Genomic DNA, 17101 nt, shown 5'->3' with positions numbered 1-17101 from the left:
AGTGGTCTAATGAATTCGGACACTCATTTAGGCGAGAATATTGCCAGACAGGGGGGCTGATGACCAAACAACGCTGTACCTCTCCGCTAATGCTACCCGGTACAACTGGCTATCACACGCTGAGATTCGGGATGCTGATAAGGCTCGGGCTGCCTATGCGACGGCTGGTGGTGACGTTGGTGCTTGCCAAGCGAATGTCACTCGTGAAACGGATGAACTGGACAAGGCACGAGACTACGAACTGAAAGAGCGTAAACGTGCAATTCAGCTCCAATCTTTTAAAGATGGCGGCTGGACTCTGGGCGAATACAATAAGGCTCTGTTCGACGATTATTTTGCCAGCAAAGGTGTAGATCAGAGTCAGGTCAAATTTGATGGGTACGCCCCTGCGAAAACTTTGGGTTATATGCTTTCCGAACGGGGCCTTGTCAGTGTCAATCAGGCCTTGGAATGGCCTACTAAGGCTGCTGCCAGCGCCGTAAATTTTGCTAGTCGCCCGTACTACACGGTGGTAGGGATTGGTCAAAATATTTAGTCCGCGGCAGGCTCTGGGGTAGATTGGGCGACCAGCCCTATACCGGCTCAAGGACTTGAGCGTGCAGGGGATAAATTACTGGCGCAATCCGACCAGCAGGCGGGTGGGTTGATATTTGACGTCGTCAGTGGTTTGATCACTGCAGAGATTGGTGGATTTGCGGTCAAGTGGGTTGGAGGGAAGTGGGTTCAGGCTAAAGGGAGCGTGAAAGGCAGTAGCAACCTTGGGCTAGCAGATAATCTTTTACCAGATGCAGATTTTGTTGGTCGTGGTGTTGTTCGAACTGACCTGAAAGATCATCTTGTAGATGCGACACGCTCAGGGAAATCGGGAAGACATAATATGGAAATTTTTATGAAGGAACTGACTGAGTCTTCAGGGGCTATTTCATCGAAAGTCGAAGTTGCACCTGGGATTTATAAAGTAGAATATCAGCTGCCAAAATCTACAAGGGACACAGTGAAGACGGTGTATGACCCGAAAGTATATCCTGATATGCCGAATATGGCTAATGAAGCCGCTTATAAAGCATTGCTCCAGTATCAGCTAACAGGCAATGCATTGCAGGAGGTTGTTGTGGGTAAAGTGAGATTTCAGTTTCCAGTAAATATTAGAGGTGAGCAAATGTATGTTCCGACGGCTTTTCCGATAGGTATCGTTAAGTGAAGTGGGGGAGGCTTCCGGGAGATGAAAGAGACTTGTTGTTTTGGGTGCTATTTTTTGTTGTTGAATATTATTCTGATGTTGACTTGAATAAGTTCTTAAAAGATTTTCTTACCTCGGGCAACGGACTTACAGGGGATCCAGGTTGGGAGTTTGAGTGCCTGAGAGATGCAGACGGTAATGATTGCTACTGCTTCTCGGCTGATTTCAATTTTAGTGGAATAGAGCCTGTGACTAGATGCTATGAAGCTAAAGTTGTTCGCGAAGCCCTAAAGGAGTCCTTGCTTGCCTTTGCTGATAAAGAGCCAGATAAAGCTGATGAGGTGGTTGGACTGATAATTAAATATAGGCTTTGAGTTGATGAGTAGTATCTATCATCTCGTATTTCAGGACTTTTTGTTCTTCGGTGTCGAGGCGTTAGGTGCTTAACCTTGGCTTGCTAGGAATGAGCGTTCTTTATAAAGTGGCTACCACATATGCACAGATCTCTAAGTCGTATAAGTGGGTGAGTATGCTTTGATAAGTTAATGTGATCAATTCCAGTGCCTGAAATGATTCTGCCTTACCTATGTTTAAGAGTGTTCACCTAGCAAAAGCCCATTCCGGACACCCCCGTCCCAAATCATCCGAACCCCTCTCCGTAATACCCACCCGCCAATAATCTAAACTACCCAGTGGCACCCGCTCGCTCTTCGGGCCTGAGGAAGTTATCAGCATTATCCTTATCGTTCTGCACGTCGGCCACTACTCATCGTCGATACGTAATGAAGACTTTTATTCGCGCGAACCGTATAAGGACATGACTTGAATGACAATGACTCCATTGGATGGATCAGTTTCCCTTGACGTTAATAACCTGTTCAGAAAACCGAAAGTCTGTTTTGACTGGGAGGACTTGCATTACTTTGTGATGTTTTCCGCCATCCGTTCCTTGAGCGGCGCTGCCAGGGTGCTGGGTGTGGAGCACGCTACTGTTTCGCGGCGTATCGCTTCGCTGGAAAAATCCCTGAATGTAAAGCTTGTCGACCGTCGCAAGCGGTTGTACGAGTTGACTGATGAAGGGCGGCGTCTGGCGGCTATCGGGCGGCAGATCGAGGCGCAGACCCAGGCCATTGGCCGTCTCGCTGTTGCCGCGCAGGTAGCGCAGGGTGTGGAAGTGACCATCAGCGCGCCGCCATCGGTGGCAGTTGAGAAGCTGGTGCCGCAACTGGGGGCGTTTCGTGCCATGCACCCCGGCATTGTGCTGCGCTTGTTGGGGGATCATCAGTATTCGTCGTTATCCAGTTGCCAGTCTGACTTGTGCATACGGTTTTCCAGACCGGTTGAAAGTGGCATCGTCGCACGACGTATCGGTACCGCCTCATTCTCATTTTATTGCGCACGTTTTTATCTGGAGGAGCGGCACCCGGAGCACTATGAGTTTATTGCCTACGACAATGAGCTGATGAGCGATAGTCAGAACGGTTGGCTCAGAAATATTGTCGGTGAACGCCCCTTCGTGCTGGAAGCCAAAACAGTAGAACTGCAAATTCGTGCCGCGGAAACCGGTGTGGGCATTGCCTTGCTTCCAAGTTTTGCGGTAGAGGCGAACTCTCGTCTGTGCCGGGTAGAGCTGTCGGCACCGCTGGAGGTTGATGTCTGGCTGGGCGTGCATGAAGACTTGCGCGCGGTGGCTTCCATTCAGGCCGCGATGAATTATGTAGAAAGCTGTTATCGCTAGTCGGGCCAGTGCCAGAAGTCGTTATTTCGGCAGACAAATAAGGTGACGGTGAAAAAATTCCCATCCCCTGATCAAATATCGACAATTTACAATGCGGTCGATTTTGACGAGGATCAATGTCGAGTTAAGAAGTTAATGATTCGAAACTCCGAGACGTTCAGGTGTCGGCTCGGCAATGTTTGCAGGTGCGGCGCTGTTGGATAACGACAAGAATAAAGGCAGTGGCAAGATCATCTCAAGCACCCTGTTTACACCCTAAGGACAGCCGGAGATTCTCATGGCCGACATAAAGATTCTCGACGTTACATTGCGTGACGGTGGTTATCGAAACAACTTCAACTTCACGGAAGACCAGGCTCGGGCTATTACTTCAGGCCTGGCGGATGCAGGCGTCGACCTCTGTGAAATTGGTTACTGCAAGGGATCATTTGCGCCGAAGGGCGAGCACGGGCTGACCAGTGATGTAGGCGCACGCTTTATTGAGAACATTGCGCAGGCCGCCGATGGACGCATTGAGCTGGCAGTGATGGTTCACCCGAAAAACATCACGGCAGATGACTTCGCCATGCTCAAGGAGCAGGGTGTTTCGATGATCCGCGTCTGTCTGCGCCGCGATCAACTGGATGAAGGGCTGGCGACCTTGTCACTGGCCCGGGATCACGGCTTCAGTGTCAGCGCCAATGTAACGCATGTGACATCGCAGACGCCGGGAGCCGTGCTCGATACGGCCGCTCGTGCAGAGGGTGCCGGTGCGGACATCATCTGTTGTGCGGATTCCAACGGTCATATGCTGCCAGCCGATGTGCATCGGCTGTTCAGTCGCCTCGCAAGCCGGTTGCTGGTGCCACTGGGGTTTCACGCCCATAACAATCTGTCGCTGGCGCTGGCGAATGCATCGGCGGCTATCGAGGCCGGTGCTGAATACATCGACACGTCCATCTGCGGCATGGGTAAAGGCGCCGGGAATCTTCACTTGAGCATGCTGGTGGCTTATCTGGAGCGTATAGGCGTCAGCCACGGTTTTGACCTGGTCAAGGTGATCGAATTGTCCGCTGTCACAGCCAACTCGATACCGCATAACAATATGCCCAGCCCGCTGATGGATATCATTCTGGGCACTTACAACTTCCCCTACGATGTCAGTCAGCGGGTGGCAGACACCCTTGAACGGTTTCAATTGACCTCCGAGTACCGAGCGATCGAGGTCATGCATCAACAGGACAAAGTGGCGCGCCTTGCTCCGCGAGCGGCGTTGTCGAATATCTTCAGCGACATTTCGAAAGGCGTAAAAGGAGTTGCGCTATGACCGCTCACATATCCCGCAAGCGTATATGCATTCTGCCCGGCGACGGTATCGGCATTGAGGTTATGGAAGCGGCGCTTCCGGTGATTGCTGCGTTGCACCTGCCGTTTGATCTGATACCGGCGGATATCGGCTGGGAATGCTGGAAGCGCGAGGGTGAAACGGTTCCTGCCCAGACTTGGGAAGTCATGGCCAGCTGTGACGCAACGTTGCTGGGGGCAATAACCAGCAAGCCGCTGGCAGAGGCGGAAGCAGAGCTGCCCCTGGCACTTCAGGGCCAGAACCGCCGCTACGTCAGCCCGGTCATTCAGCTCAGGCAGAACCTGGACCTGTACGCCAATGTACGCCCGGTTACTGACATGACCGGTGAAGACAGATTTCGCTTTGTCGTGATCAGAGAAAACACCGAAGGTCTTTATGCGGGGCTGGACTTCGGGCATGTCCCGGATGCGCTGGTGCCCTTGCTTGAAGAGCGCGAAGCACTTGGCGCGCCGTGGCAGCGGGAAGGGCAGGAGGATGCGACCGTCACGTTGCGCCTGCAGACGCGCAGTGGTTTGACTCGTATTTTTGAATACGCATTCGATTACGCGCGCAAGAACACCTTCACCCGGGTCACGTTTGTCGACAAGCCGATGGTGCTGCGACACAGCAGTGCGTTTGCACGGGGTATTTTTGAAGAAATTGCACAGCGTTATCCGGACATAATCGGTGTCATCGAAAATGTCGATGCGGTTGCCTTGTGGATGGTGCAACGGCCTGAACGCTTCGGGGTGATTGTTGCCGAGAACATGTTCGGCGACATCCTTTCCGATCTGGGCGCTGGCGTAATGGGTGGCCTGGGTTTTGCGCCCAGCGGCAACTTTGGTAATTCAGGTGCTTACTTCGAACCTGTACATGGCAGTGCGCCTGCTCATGCGGGGTTGAACAAGGCCAACCCCAGCGCAATGTTCATGGCCATTGCACTGATGCTGGAACATTTGGGATACCCGGCCCAGGCGGCATTTATTACCCGCGCCGTCAGCCTGGTTTCACAATCTGGCGTTCGCAGTTACGACCTTGGCGGTTCCCACACCACTGACCAGGTGGGCGAAGCGATTGTCCTGCAGTGCATCGAGTTGCAGGCCAGCTCTGTCGGCTACCGCGCCGAACAGGCCTCAGTTCAGGGAGAACGTTATGTCAGTGCACTTTGAAACGGTGGCAATTACGCAAACCGTGCTGGACGCATGTGAACATCTGGATACCGCTTCGCTGTCTGATGCACTGGACAGTCTCGGGATCAATGGAGGGCTGCCGGGTATTGTTTCGCAAGTGCCGGGCACTCGTTGTGTCGGTGTTGCGTTCACCGTGCAGTACGAAGCGGTCGATGCGCCAACAACCTTCAAGGGGGCGGCCAACTACATCGATCAGGTGCCTTGCGGCGCGGTGATTGTTTCCTCCAACGCCGGGCGTCATGACTGCACGGTATGGGGCGATATCATGACCCACTTCGCCTTGGCCAATGGCATCAAAGGCACTGTTATCGATGGCGTGGCACGTGATATCGATACCGTTATCAGGTGCAACTATCCGTTGTTCAGTCGTGGGCGTTTCATGCAGTCAGCCAAGAACCGCGCACAACTCAAAGCGGTACAAGTGCCTGTGGTCATTGATGGGGTTACTGTCCGGCCCGGTGATCTTCTGGTCTGTGATGGCAGTGGTTGCGTGGTTATTCCACAGCAACTGGCCGCCGAGGTTGTACGCCGTGCTCAGGCGGTCGAGCAGACTGAGCGCAGCATTATCGAGGCCATATCCACGGGCTCGACACTGGAGAATGCCCGCAGCACCTATCGTTACGACCAGCCCTGGCTGACGGACGCTGAAAAAGTCAGCATGGGAGAACGGCCATGAATCAGGCTTCCCGATTGGCAGCACACGCAAATGTGCCAGAACCTCACACTCGACACAGCGCACTCGAGTCTCCCGACATTGATATCGCTGCCTTCAAGAAAGCCATGCGCCGCCTGACGTCGACCGTCACCCTTGTGGCAACCGAACATGAGGGCACGCCTTACGGTATGGCAGCCACTGCCGTCAGTTCGGTATGCAGTGACCCGCCGTCCATTCTGGTGTGCATCAATCACAGCGCCAGTGTTTACCTGCCTTTGCTTGAGCGGGGAAAGTTCTCGGTCAATCTGTTGCAAACCGGGCAGGCCGAACTGGTCAGCGTGTTTGGCGGAGCAGTCAACGGGCCTGCGCGGTTTGAAAGCGGAGACTGGCAGCAGGACCAGGGGGTGCCTTATCTGCGTACCGCCCAGGCGACGCTTTTCTGTTCGGTGACCCAACGAATGACCTGCGGCACTCACGAGATCATTATCGGTCTGGTCGAGAAAACGGCAGTGGCCGAGGTGATTTCACCGCTGCTCTGGCAAGACGGTAAACCGGCGGCTTCAACACCGCTTCTGGCTTGACTACGTGTTCTTATACTTCTTTTTATAAATGGAACTGATTATGAAAATGGAATTGTTCGACGCTCACTCCGTCACCGATGACAAGGCGGTGTATCTGATCAATGTTGTGCAGGTCAATGAAGGTGCTCAGGATCTGGCTATCGAGATTCTCGAAGAAACGGTCAGTTATGTCGCACGGACTTACAGTGCATTCAAATGGAGCCGGTTGATGAAGAGCACGGACGGCAAGACCGTCATCAATCAGGCGCAATGGAGTGATCGTAGTCAGTTTGAGTCGCTGTTTACCGACGAAGAGTTTCTATCGCGATACTCCCGGTTAAAGGAAACCGGTACCTGGGAATACCACCTCTATAACGTGGCCGAGTACATCACCCCTGAAATTGCATTACAAAAAGCGGGTTGATCCATTAGCTGCAGACGAAGGCTGCTTAGACGTCGCCTTCGTCTGACATTCACTCGGATTTTCACAGGTATCAGGCGATGGCCACGATCAATACAGCACTGACTTCTCTTCTTGGAATTGAACATCCTCTGATTCTGGCACCGATGGGTGGGGCGTCCGGAGGGCGTCTGGCGGCCGCAGTTTCCCGGGCCGGTGGTCTGGGTTTGGTGGGTGCCAGTTACGGCGATCCGCAATGGATGGCGCGTGAACTGGAGATGATGCAGGACGTGCAGCAACCATGGGGTGTGGGCCTGGTCATGTTTACCGTAGCGAAGCAGTTCGAATTGCTTCAGTTGGCTCTCGAGTACCGCCCGGCAGTGGTTGCGTTGTCGTTTGGTGATGTACGTCCTTTCGTCCGGCCCATTCAACAGGCCAATGCCAAAGTCATCGTTCAGGTGCATGACGTCGAACAGGCGCTTTATGCGCTGGACGCCGGTGCCGATGCGCTGATCGTGCAAGGGGCTGAAGCGGGTGGTCACAGTTTGCGGCGTTCGTCATTGCCGCTGTTTCCGGCAGTTCGCGACGCGGTGGGTGACGATGTTGTGCTTATCGGTGCTGGCGGGATTGCCGATGGGCGTGGCATGGCCGCTGCGCTTGCGCTCGGCATGGATGGCGTGATGATGGGGACGCGCTTTCTGGCTTCGCAGGAGGCACTGCCTTCCGAACGGGTAAAACAGCGCCTGGTGCAGGCTGTTGCGAGCGATACGGTGCGAACCCGGATCTTCGATGAGGTACGCGGCATCGACTGGCCGCAGGGCTACAGCGGACGAGTGATCGGCAATGACTTTTCCGATAGCTGGGTGGGTGAAGAGCAGGCTTTCGCTGCGTCGGCCGGTCAACTGCGCCTGGACTATGAAGCTGCACTGGCGGCCGATGATGTGAGTATCAGGGCCATCTGGGCGGGTGAAGTCGCGGACCTGATCAAGGAGGTGCTGCCCGCACAACTGATTATCGAATCAACCCTGCGCGGCTATGCCACCAGTGTTGAACGTCTGCGCACGACCCGCTGACCCGTCAGGATGGATCAACGACCGGACCCGCTCGAAACAGCGGGTCTTGTCATTTTTGCAGGAGCAAAAGCCATGAGTCATTGCATCACCTGCCAGACCTTCGGTGTCGGGCAATCAAGCGTATTCATTCTTTCACCGGTGATGCCGGTCTGGGACGCGGGTGGCTTCGCCAAACCGCTGATCGAGCATTTCACTGCGGCGGGTTATCAGGTTACGGTTTTTGATGCCCTGTCCCTGCCGGTCAAGGCGGGTGAAGACTTTGACGGGTTTACCGAGCGCTGGGGCAGCGCGCTAGAGCCTTGGGGTGTGCCGGATGTACTCGTCGGCGTGGCCTTGGGTGGTGCGTTGGTACAGGCATTGGCAGGCACTTCATTACTGCGTTCGACACCTGCGTTGTTGCTGCTTTCTTCTCCCGCCAAAGCCGATGCGCTGCTGGATTCCAGGCTGGGACGTATGGCGGATCTGGCAGAACAAGGGCATGTCGAGCAAGCCAAACGCCTGCTGGACGATCTGGTATTGCCTGAAGGCGAGAAACACGAGCACTGGCCCGGCAGCGAGAATGACGCAACGCTTTCAACCCAGGGGCAGCGTCTGACCCTGGGGTTCCGGCTACTGAGTGGTTTGGATATCAGTGAGTGCCTGCTCGATTACAAAGGGCGTGTGCTGAGCGTGTTTGGCGGGAAGTCGCAACTGGTGGGGGCGGGTCATGTGCTGCGTACCAACGGCTACAAACAACGCTCACTGTGTGTGCCGGATGGCGGGATGCGTCCGCTGGCGGATGATCTGGACCGGGTGCTGGAGAGCATCGACACATTTCTGATCGCCAGTGCAGAGTGTGTGCAATGAGCCAGATCGAGGAGCCACGCTTCATTGATGTGCATTACCACGCCAATCCTGATGCGTTCATTCGCCGTCATGGCGCGATAGAGGCGGGCAGGCGCTACGCGGCGGTGCAGGGCCGGGTCGTATTGAAAAATCACCTGGGTTGCACGGCGGCCCAGGCATGGGAAGCACGCAATCAGGGTTTTCCGGTCAGCGGTTCAGTGGTTCTGAACGAAATCGCTGGCGGCATCGACTACCGCGTGGTCGAGCGCAGTCTGTGTTTGCGCGGCGATGAACCTGGACGTTTCATTGTGCACTTGCCAACCGTCACGGGCAGAACGCATACCAGCACGCTGGCCCGCAACCTGAGCCATCCTCTGTTGCGCGAAAAGCCCATCAAGCCTGCCAGAGTGACAGCGCAGAACGGACGTCTTACACCGCAGACGCTGGATATTCTCAAAATGGCCCGTGACTATCCGCTGGTCATCTCGACAGGGCATGCCGACGCCGATGAAGTCAGGATGCTGATCGAGGAGTCACTGCGCATCGGTGTGCCAAGGCTGATGCTCAATCAGCCTGCCAACCCGTTGACCGGTCTGAAAGCAGCCGAGCTTGCGGTGATTGGCAGTGAACCCTCGGTCTACATCGAACAGACGGCGCTGACCTACTTGTTGGGCTATCAGGACCGGCAGGATTTCACCAAGGTGTTGAGTCATGTTCCCAATGTGGTCTACAGCTCGGACCTTGGGCAGACCAGTCAGATCGACGTGCACGAGTGGCTGTCGATGAGCGGGCAGTGGTTCGACGCGTTCGGTTTGAGTTGCGAGCGCCGTGCCGAGATGACGCTTTTGAATCCACAACGCATGTTGGCCATTTAAACCGTTCGGGTAGGACTCCCTGGCTAACTACGCCAGGGCGTCCTCATCATCAGGCTACCTCGGCGGCTACTCTCGGAGTGATTGTCTCGACAGTGATTGCTTCGCGCAGGCCCGCCTGTTCCATCAATGGCAGTGTTTCTCTGACGAAATCCTTTATGCCTTCGTGGTAATCCAGCCATGTCAGTGCGATGCCATCGATCCCCCAGTCAGAGTATTTCTTGAACAGTTCCACGATCTGCTCCGGAGTACCTACCAGCGGCACGCCTGCAAACCCTGCCTTGAAATGAAAGCGAAAACGAACCGCGTCTTCCGGAGTGAAAATACCGGTCTGAATGCCCAGCTCGCGGGTGATGATATCGCAGCCCTCATCGTCACCCAGCTGGTTGGCGTAATGGTCCAGGTATTCGTCCGCTTGTTCTTGCGTGTCCTTCTGCACCACATAGCCGTAACACCATATCTTTATATCGCGGTCGAACTCCTGCTTCGCCAGGTCCTTGTAGGATGCAATCTGCTGACGCACGGCGTCTTCACCGTCCAGGTGTTTGACGATCAGGAAGGCCGCATCACAGTGTTTGGCGCAAAACAGTTTGCCGCGCGGCGACCCGCCGGCATTGATCAGATAGGGGGTGTTGAGGGGTTGGGGCTGCGAGATAGCAGCGCAGATGTTGAAATACTCACCTTTGAAGTCGAACGGTTTTTTCTGCTCCCAGGCATTTTTTGCAATGTGCAGCCACTCTTCTGCGTAGTCGTAGCGTTTGTCGTGTTCCATCATCTCGCCGTTGAACATGCGCATTTCCGCGCCGTACCAGCCGCACAGAATATTCAGCCCGAAGCGCCCGCTGCTGATGTGATCGATGGTCACCGCCTGCTTGGCTGCAAACAGCGGATGAACCGTGGGCAGGTGCGATGTGGTGAACACGGCAATCTGGTTGGTCAGGGCGGCAATACCGGCAGCCCAGGTGTAGGTTTCGAAACAGACACCGCCGGTGTTATTGGTGCCGCCAAAACCTTTCCAGCGGCCTACCGGTATGAAGGCTTCAAACCCCGCATCGTCGGCCACCCGGGCGATTTCCAGATTACCTGCCCAATCGTCTCCGCGAAGGCGTTCCGGCGCATTGGTGACGGTGCAGCCGCCCTCGGTGTTAGTGGAGAAAACACCCAGCTGCATCTTGTTGCGGCTGCTGCGCATCGGGTTAGGTTTTATCGGATAAGCTTTTTCAGTGCGCATGATGACCTCCCAGGTCGGTTTTATGTCGTTCTTCCCTGCTAGATCCTTTGCCGACAGTGGCCGTGCAGGTGAAATACTCGCTCAGGCATGCTCACTGCGTCGGGTCGGGAAATACGGCAGCACATACTCTTCCAGCTCCTGTAACACTTCCGTGGCCGGACGTCTCAGTGGTTTCAGGTTCAGCGCAACATGCGAAACCCCCTGTTCCCGTTGACGCTGCCACAGCTCGATGAGGGCGTTGCGCCCGGTACTGATGCCACGGCCGACTTTCATGGGTGCGTCCTTGTTGTCCTCCAGATCAAAGAACGTCGCATAACCGTAGGGCTTGAACCGTTTCTGCTCATTGGCATCGCGCCAATGATTGATCACGTCGGGCAAGGTATTGAAGCCACTCTGATGCCATATCCAGCCGTCCATATGGTTGGTCAGCCATTTGATGTCCTGCTGACAGCGGCCGATGGCGATCATAGGCAGTCGCCCGAAAAAAGGTTTTGGCAGTAGGTCCAGCGTGCCATTGAGTTTCCCGTAGTGGCGCGATGTGAAGGCCGGAAAAGAGTGCTCGGTCACCGCGTGCAGCATCTCGACACCCTCTCTGAAACGCTCTGCGCGTGTGTCGAAATTCTCGCCGAATGCAGGGTATTCGCTGGGCCGGTCACCCGTCGACACCCCCAGCAGGAAGCGTCCCTCCAGCAACACATCAACGCTGCAGGCCTGTTTGGCGACCATCAGCGGATTGCGCAGCGTCAGTACGATGCCGGCTGTACCGATGCAGATTTGTGTGGTCACCGCAGCAAGCAGTGCTGCATACACGAAAGGGTCGAATATCTGGCCTGCGTCGCCAAAACCCGGGTCGAGAAGCGGTACGTCCCTCAGCCAGAGTGCTGCAAAACCGGCTTTGTCGGCCTGTTTTGCGAGGGCAATGTGATTTTTCATGGTCGGCGCTGCTGCGTCGGGATAGCCCTCCAGCGGCGCAATCAGACCGAAGGTGAGATGGCCCGGTGCGAACACCTTTGCAAAGGCAGGATGCCGCTGTGTGCTGGTCATTTCATGTGGACTCACTTGGCCTCTCCCGCCAGATCAAGCGTGTCGGATGGCTCAAGTGGCGGCTCGTCATGAGCGCGCACGCGACCGAGCAGGACAAAGACTGCCACTGCCGTCAGCACGGTGGCGGCGCTGAGAATGAACAGCAGATTGCGGAACGCGGTGGCGTACTGTTGGTGCAGCAGTTCTGCCTGACCGGGCAGTAGGCTGATCGCATTCTGCAGATCGCCCAATGCGGCGCGGTTGGCAGCGTTTGTCACCACATCAGGCGCGACACCCGTCAGGGCATCGAACAGGCCCCACTGAATGAACGTGGCCAGCAGTGCGCCTGCGATCGCAATGGCTATGCCGTCGGCAGAAACGCGCACGGCATTGAAGATGCCGGTAGCCATACCGGCGCGTTCCTTTTCAACCACACTGATCGCCATGCCATCCATCAGCCCCCAGGGCAGACCGATGCCGATGCCGATCAAGGCCATCGGCAGCAAGGCGGTTTTGATTGCTCCGCTGTCCAGCGCCAGCGCGAGCCACAGCAGGCCGACAGCCACCAGCAGCAGACCGATACCGGACAGCAGCCCGGAGGTAAAGCGACGTGCCAGTTGTGCGGCAAGCATCGGTACGATCAGCAGGGGCGCGGCCAGTGCGGTCATCATCTGTCCGGTTTCCAGCGCGCTGAGTCCGTCGATACCAATGAAGCGTGCTGGCAACATGATGATCAGCACGACAAAGAAAAATGCCGGACTGGCCGCAAGAATCTGCACGCCGACAAAGCGCGCGCTCTTGAATAACGACAGATCGAGCATGGGTCTGGCCACGCGCCGTTCCACTGCAATGAAGATCCAGAACAGCAACAGTGAACCGACGATCCCGCCCAAGACCAGTGGATGGGTCCAGCCGTCTTCAGGGGCGAGCAGGATTGCGTAAGTGAACAGCGTCAGTGCCGCGGTAAAGCTGATAGCGCCCGGCCAGTCCATGCCAGTGGCATTAGGGTCTCTGGATTCTGTAGCGCTGAAAAGCACCAGAAAGAATCCCGCAACCCCAATAAGAGCCGTTGCGTGGAATGACCATTTCCAGCCAGCCGAGTCGACCAGCGAGCCTGCCGCAAGAGGGCCGAAAGCCAGGCCTATCCCGAACGTGGTACCGAGCAGGCTGAACACTCGGGTGCGGTCAGCCCCATGGAAGGTCTGGGCAAGCGATGACATTGCGCCAGCGAACGCTGCTGCACCGCCCAGCCCCTGAATCAGGCGAAGTACATCAATCTGCACGACGGATGAGGCCATCGGAATGGCGAAGGTGGACAGCACGAATATCGCCAGTCCGATCAGCCATACGCGTTTCCTGCCGTAGATATCCGTCAGGCTTCCAGCGGCCATCATGGCGCTGCCGTAAGTCAGGATGTAAGCGTTGATGACCCACGTGAGCTCGACGGCTGATCCGCCCAGCGCCTTGTTTATCGAGGGCAGAACCACGGCAGGGCCAGTGAAGCACAACGGAATCAGGATGCCTGTCAGGCAGGCGGCAAACAATTGTCCCCAGCGTCTGGTAGCAGACGATGCTTGAACCTGGCTTGCTGAAGTCATGTGCAATTTCCCTGTGAAGCGTGCGCAGTTTTCGGTGCATTGCACGCGTTTATCCAAGGGCAGTTGCCCTGTCGGGAGATTAGGGGTTGCGTCTGCAAACAAAAACAGGCTTATGTTCCGAAGGTATAGGACAGGGCTGTCCTTAATAGGAGTGGGTATTGGAATCGCTCGGTAGCATTGCGGTGTTTGTTCTGGTCGCGGAAACACGGAGTTTTACCCAGGCTGGAAAGCGGCTGGGTATTTCATCGTCGGGGGTAGGCAAGAGTATCGGCCGTCTGGAAGAGGGCCTGGGTGTCAGGCTTTTTCATCGCAGTACGCGCAGTATTGCCATGACCCTGGAGGGCTCGATATTTCTGGAGCGCTGTCGCCGTATTCTGTCGGAGCTTGAAACGGCAGAAATGGAGTTGAGCAATGCCAGGGATCTGCCCAGAGGCAGATTGCGCATCAGCCTGCCCTTGGTCAGCGGCCTGGTCATGCCGGTTATCATCGAGTTCATGCGCACCTATCCCGATATCGAACTGGACATCGATTTTTCCGACCGCATGGTCGATATCATCGAGGAAGGCTTTGATATCGTCCTGCGCACGGGAGACCCTGGCGACTCGGGCCTTATGTCGAGGCGGATGGGGGGCTTTCAATTGAAAATCGTCGGCGCTCCGGACTATTTTGCCAGGCGCGGGACACCTCAACATCCAGCAGACTTGAGTCGGCACGCCTGTCTGTTGCACAAGTTTCCCTCTTCGGGCAAATTTGAACACTGGCCGTTACGTCGCGAGGCCGGTGCCGATGATCTCGATTTGCCCCAGGTGATGGTGTGCAACACGACGGAAATTCTTGTTGATGTTGCGCGGGCGGGGTTGGGAATTGCCTGCCTGCCGGACTTCATGATTTCATCGGCCATTCGCAATGGCGAGTTGGTGCCAATACTGACCGACTACACGGTGCATACCGGAAGTTTCAGGTTGCTCTGGCCATCGAGCAAGCACCTTTCCCTGCGCCTGCGGGTATTCATCGACTTTATGCACGCCCATTTGTTTGCTCCTGCGTCTGTGTGACCGCGCGGACCGAGCATGTAGCACCTGACAAGGAGCATTGGCATGTACACGCTTTTTGGCACAGAGGGTTCGGGATCCGCAGCCATCGAGATAGCGCTTTGGCGCTGCTCGGTTCCTTTTACCTTGTTCAGGGCCTGCGCGTGGGAGGAGGGGCCAGGCAAGGAAGCATTGCGGCGGGTCAACCCATTGCTGCAGGTGCCCACGCTGGTCCTGACCGATGGCACGGTGCTCACCGAAAGCGCTGCAATTCTGATTCATTTGGGACTGGAGCATCCCGAATCCGGGCTGCTGCCCAGCAAGCCTGCCCTGCGCGCTCAAGCCCTTCGCGCGCTGGTCTACATCGCCGCCAACTGCTACGCCCCCATCGGGATTATCGATTACCCGCAGCGCTGGCTGTCGGGCTCCGACGAAACGCAGGCTACGCTACTCGAAACCGGCACCCGTGCGCGGTTGCATGAAAACTGGGAGACATTTGCGGATCTGTTCGCTAATGCAGGCTTCTGGCGTTGTGATGATCCCGGTGCAGTTGAGATTCTGGCTTGCATCGTGACCAGATGGGGCGGTGCGCGCGAGCATCTGCATACCACCCGGCCTGATTTTCATGAGCTGCTGTTACAGGTCGACGCCCAGCCGGTGGTCAGCGCAGTGATAAGGCGTCATTGGGGCTTGAGACGTCTTGAGGCGTAGAAGCAGGCCTTTTTGAAGACGTGACGCCAGAATGGATTCAACCCATCGTCCCTCAGTCGCCTGTAAGCAATGCTCGCTAATTCAGCGGCCCCAGCACCTTTCGATAGCGCTCGTCGCCATTACGGGTACGTAGCGTGAGCACAATTTCCAGCCCGTCGGGATTGTCTTCCTTGTGGCTGTCGAGCGGTTGCCAGCCTCCGACAGTTCTCCAGACCCTTATTTTTGTCTCGACGACTTGGTCGAGCACCGCTATTCCTTCATCGGGAGCGGGTAGGGGGTAGAGATTGCTGCTGTCTGCGGCCGCGCGATACAGCCTGTTGTCCTTTAGCCACCAGCGGATTCGCTGCAGTCCTTCCCCGGCCGTGGCCGCACTGCGAATGACGTCAAGGCGCATACCGTTCCTTTCAGCAATGCGAATACTGATGGGCATCAACGTTTTTGCCTGCGGATCGGTTTCTTCGCCAGGCAGCGGTTTTTGCAGCTCGACGCCTGCACGCATGGCCACGTCGCGCTCCAGCTGGTTCAGCGCTCGCAGTACCGACTCGGTGTGCCCGGTGCTTTCGCGTAACTGGATATCGGTGCGAGTGATGCTCTCCAACCCACGCCAGGCAATCAGGCTGACGATGATCATCAGCAGGATAGCCACCATCACTTCCAGTAATGTGAAGCCGTTTTGCCTTGCATTCATGGAGGGCTGACCACCTGCAGTTGACCCAGCGCGCTACGCTGCAGGCTCAAGGATCGTTCACCGTCAGAGAGCTGGATGCGCAGCGGTGCGACGATCCATTCGGGACCTGACACCACTCGCTGCGCCGGGTCTACGCTGATGCGTATGGAGGGTGTTTCCCAGGCTCTGAAACGCAGCTGCGGGTCGTTCATGAAGCGGTCGTAGCCCACGCCGTGCTCGGCACGTCGTGCGAAACCAAAGCCTTTGCCATCGACCAGCAAGGTGATTGGCCGACCGTCGACCCTGGCCTCGACCTGTGCGATGTGCAGCATATGTGCAAGGCGTTCAGCGTCCTTGCGCAGCAAAGCGGCAGGATCGGGTTTGATGCTCATGCCCACCGTTGCGCTGACGATGCCAATGATGACCAGAACCACCATCAACTCGATCAGGGTAAAACCCCGTTGTGTGTCCATACTCATGATCGGTGGCTCCCTGATGACGCTTGCATACTGATCAAAGCGGGTGCCAGGCATTCTGATGCAGTGATGTAGACTGCTCCGGCAGACGAACAGGAGGTTCAGTCATGGCATTTTCGTTTCATCCATTATCAGCGCCGCGCCTGGTGCAATCGGCGGCCTTGATTGCAGCACTGGCGGGTATCGCACTCTGGTCGTCGCTGTTGCTTGCTCCCGAGCCTGTACGTGCACCCTTGCCGGAAAGCGCCGCTCCCGCTGCGGATGTCGGCAGTCCTGCCCGACAGTGGTTCGCCAACCAGCCGCTTCAGGTCCGGATCAAGGTCAGCGGGGTCATGGCCGGGATCAAAGGCGCTGTGGCGATTCTCACTGTCAACGATAGACCGCCGCGCAGCTATCTGGCGGGCGATTTGCTCGCCAGGGATGTACGGCTGGTGGCTGTCGAGAGTGATGGAGTAGTGATCGAGCAGGGTACCGAGCGCACACGATTCAAGGTCGCCAGCCTGGCGGGCCTGCCGGAGTTGCCCAGCCTGCTGCGTCGTTGAAACGC

At 56.3% G+C, this 17101-nt stretch carries 20 protein-coding genes; 15 read left to right on the top strand and 5 right to left on the bottom strand.

What is annotated here, in order from left to right; genetic code table 11:
* The first annotated feature begins 40 nt into the window (after positions 1-40).
* From RYC17_RS01995 to RYC17_RS01940, 12 genes are all read left to right on the top strand, one after another.
* Positions 41-535, top strand: coding sequence for a hypothetical protein (locus tag RYC17_RS01995; protein WP_058408206.1), 495 nt, complete (start codon positions 41-43; stop codon positions 533-535).
* 108 nt (positions 536-643) lie between these two features.
* Complete coding sequence (locus RYC17_RS01990; protein ID WP_147466534.1) at positions 644-1201, top strand: CdiA family toxin C-terminal domain-containing protein; 558 nt, start codon at positions 644-646, stop codon at positions 1199-1201.
* Complete coding sequence (locus tag RYC17_RS01985; RefSeq protein WP_058408205.1) at positions 1198-1554, top strand: hypothetical protein; 357 nt, start codon at positions 1198-1200, stop codon at positions 1552-1554. The genes RYC17_RS01990 and RYC17_RS01985 overlap by 4 nt, the downstream gene beginning before the upstream one ends.
* A gap of 452 nt (positions 1555-2006) precedes the next feature.
* The gene (locus RYC17_RS01980) at positions 2007-2918 is read left to right on the top strand and encodes a LysR family transcriptional regulator (protein ID WP_005746904.1); all 912 of its coding nucleotides are present in this window, start codon (positions 2007-2009) and stop codon (positions 2916-2918) included.
* A 277-nt stretch (positions 2919-3195) separates the two neighbouring features.
* Complete coding sequence (locus tag RYC17_RS01975; protein ID WP_316902371.1) at positions 3196-4224, top strand: nucleoid-structuring protein H-NS; 1029 nt, start codon at positions 3196-3198, stop codon at positions 4222-4224.
* Positions 4221-5411: an isocitrate/isopropylmalate dehydrogenase family protein gene (locus RYC17_RS01970; RefSeq protein ID WP_316902369.1), complete on the top strand. Its 1191-nt coding sequence runs from the start codon at positions 4221-4223 to the stop codon at positions 5409-5411. Before RYC17_RS01975 ends, RYC17_RS01970 begins: the two co-directional genes overlap by 4 nt.
* Positions 5395-6108: an RraA family protein gene (locus RYC17_RS01965; RefSeq protein WP_057401110.1), complete on the top strand. Its 714-nt coding sequence runs from the start codon at positions 5395-5397 to the stop codon at positions 6106-6108. Before RYC17_RS01970 ends, RYC17_RS01965 begins: the two co-directional genes overlap by 17 nt.
* Before the next feature lie 77 nt (positions 6109-6185).
* Positions 6186-6668 (top strand): flavin reductase family protein, encoded by a 483-nt coding sequence (locus RYC17_RS01960; protein WP_316902402.1) that lies wholly within the window; start codon positions 6186-6188, stop codon positions 6666-6668.
* Positions 6669-6708: 40 nt separating this feature from the next.
* Positions 6709-7071 carry an antibiotic biosynthesis monooxygenase gene (locus RYC17_RS01955; protein ID WP_054096793.1) on the top strand — a complete coding sequence of 121 codons (363 nt, stop codon included), beginning with the start codon at positions 6709-6711 and terminating at the stop codon, positions 7069-7071.
* Between the two features lie 77 nt (positions 7072-7148).
* Positions 7149-8120, top strand: a complete 972-nt coding sequence (locus tag RYC17_RS01950; RefSeq protein WP_058402206.1) for an NAD(P)H-dependent flavin oxidoreductase — start codon at positions 7149-7151, stop codon at positions 8118-8120.
* 72 nt (positions 8121-8192) lie between these two features.
* Positions 8193-8966, top strand: coding sequence for a hypothetical protein (locus RYC17_RS01945; protein WP_058402207.1), 774 nt, complete (start codon positions 8193-8195; stop codon positions 8964-8966).
* Entirely contained in the window at positions 8963-9820 is an 858-nt protein-coding gene (locus tag RYC17_RS01940) for a DUF6282 family protein (RefSeq protein WP_058402208.1), read from the top strand. The genes RYC17_RS01945 and RYC17_RS01940 overlap by 4 nt, the downstream gene beginning before the upstream one ends.
* A 49-nt stretch (positions 9821-9869) precedes the next feature.
* Here RYC17_RS01940 and RYC17_RS01935 read toward each other — a convergent pair whose 3' ends face one another.
* The 3 genes from RYC17_RS01935 to RYC17_RS01925 form a co-directional block, all read right to left on the bottom strand.
* Positions 9870-11048 carry an LLM class flavin-dependent oxidoreductase gene (locus RYC17_RS01935; protein ID WP_058402209.1) on the bottom strand — a complete coding sequence of 393 codons (1179 nt, stop codon included), beginning with the start codon at positions 11046-11048 and terminating at the stop codon, positions 9870-9872.
* An 81-nt stretch (positions 11049-11129) separates the two neighbouring features.
* On the bottom strand, positions 11130-12092 hold the full coding sequence (locus RYC17_RS01930; RefSeq protein ID WP_316902363.1) for an LLM class oxidoreductase: 963 nt from the start codon (positions 12090-12092) through the stop codon (positions 11130-11132).
* 11 nt (positions 12093-12103) lie between these two features.
* Positions 12104-13669: an MFS transporter gene (locus RYC17_RS01925; protein ID WP_316902361.1), complete on the bottom strand. Its 1566-nt coding sequence runs from the start codon at positions 13667-13669 to the stop codon at positions 12104-12106.
* A 158-nt stretch (positions 13670-13827) separates the two neighbouring features.
* On the opposite strand from RYC17_RS01925, the gene RYC17_RS01920 reads away from it, so the two are divergent.
* Together RYC17_RS01920 and RYC17_RS01915 are read left to right on the top strand one after the other, a co-directional pair.
* Positions 13828-14724, top strand: coding sequence for a LysR family transcriptional regulator (locus RYC17_RS01920; protein WP_058402212.1), 897 nt, complete (start codon positions 13828-13830; stop codon positions 14722-14724).
* 42 nt (positions 14725-14766) lie between these two features.
* Positions 14767-15411 carry a glutathione S-transferase N-terminal domain-containing protein gene (locus RYC17_RS01915; RefSeq protein WP_058402213.1) on the top strand — a complete coding sequence of 215 codons (645 nt, stop codon included), beginning with the start codon at positions 14767-14769 and terminating at the stop codon, positions 15409-15411.
* 76 nt (positions 15412-15487) lie between these two features.
* Here the strand turns inward: RYC17_RS01915 and RYC17_RS01910 are convergent, their stop codons facing one another.
* Entirely contained in the window at positions 15488-16099 is a 612-nt protein-coding gene (locus RYC17_RS01910) for a type II secretion system protein J (protein WP_058402214.1), read from the bottom strand.
* Positions 16096-16557, bottom strand: a complete 462-nt coding sequence (locus RYC17_RS01905; protein ID WP_058402362.1) for a prepilin-type N-terminal cleavage/methylation domain-containing protein — start codon at positions 16555-16557, stop codon at positions 16096-16098. Before RYC17_RS01905 ends, RYC17_RS01910 begins: the two co-directional genes overlap by 4 nt.
* Positions 16558-16661: 104 nt before the next feature.
* Here RYC17_RS01905 and RYC17_RS01900 point away from each other — a divergent pair, with 104 nt between their 5' ends.
* Entirely contained in the window at positions 16662-17096 is a 435-nt protein-coding gene (locus RYC17_RS01900; RefSeq protein WP_058402215.1) for a hypothetical protein, read from the top strand.
* Positions 17097-17101: the final 5 nt, after the last annotated feature.

This window comes from Pseudomonas syringae group sp. J248-6, assembly GCF_032586995.1.
In the GTDB taxonomy this organism is placed as follows: Bacteria; Pseudomonadota; Gammaproteobacteria; order Pseudomonadales; family Pseudomonadaceae; genus Aquipseudomonas; species Aquipseudomonas amygdali.
Note: the sequence above shows the minus strand (reverse complement) of the source record. Positions and strands in the feature narration are given on the sequence as shown.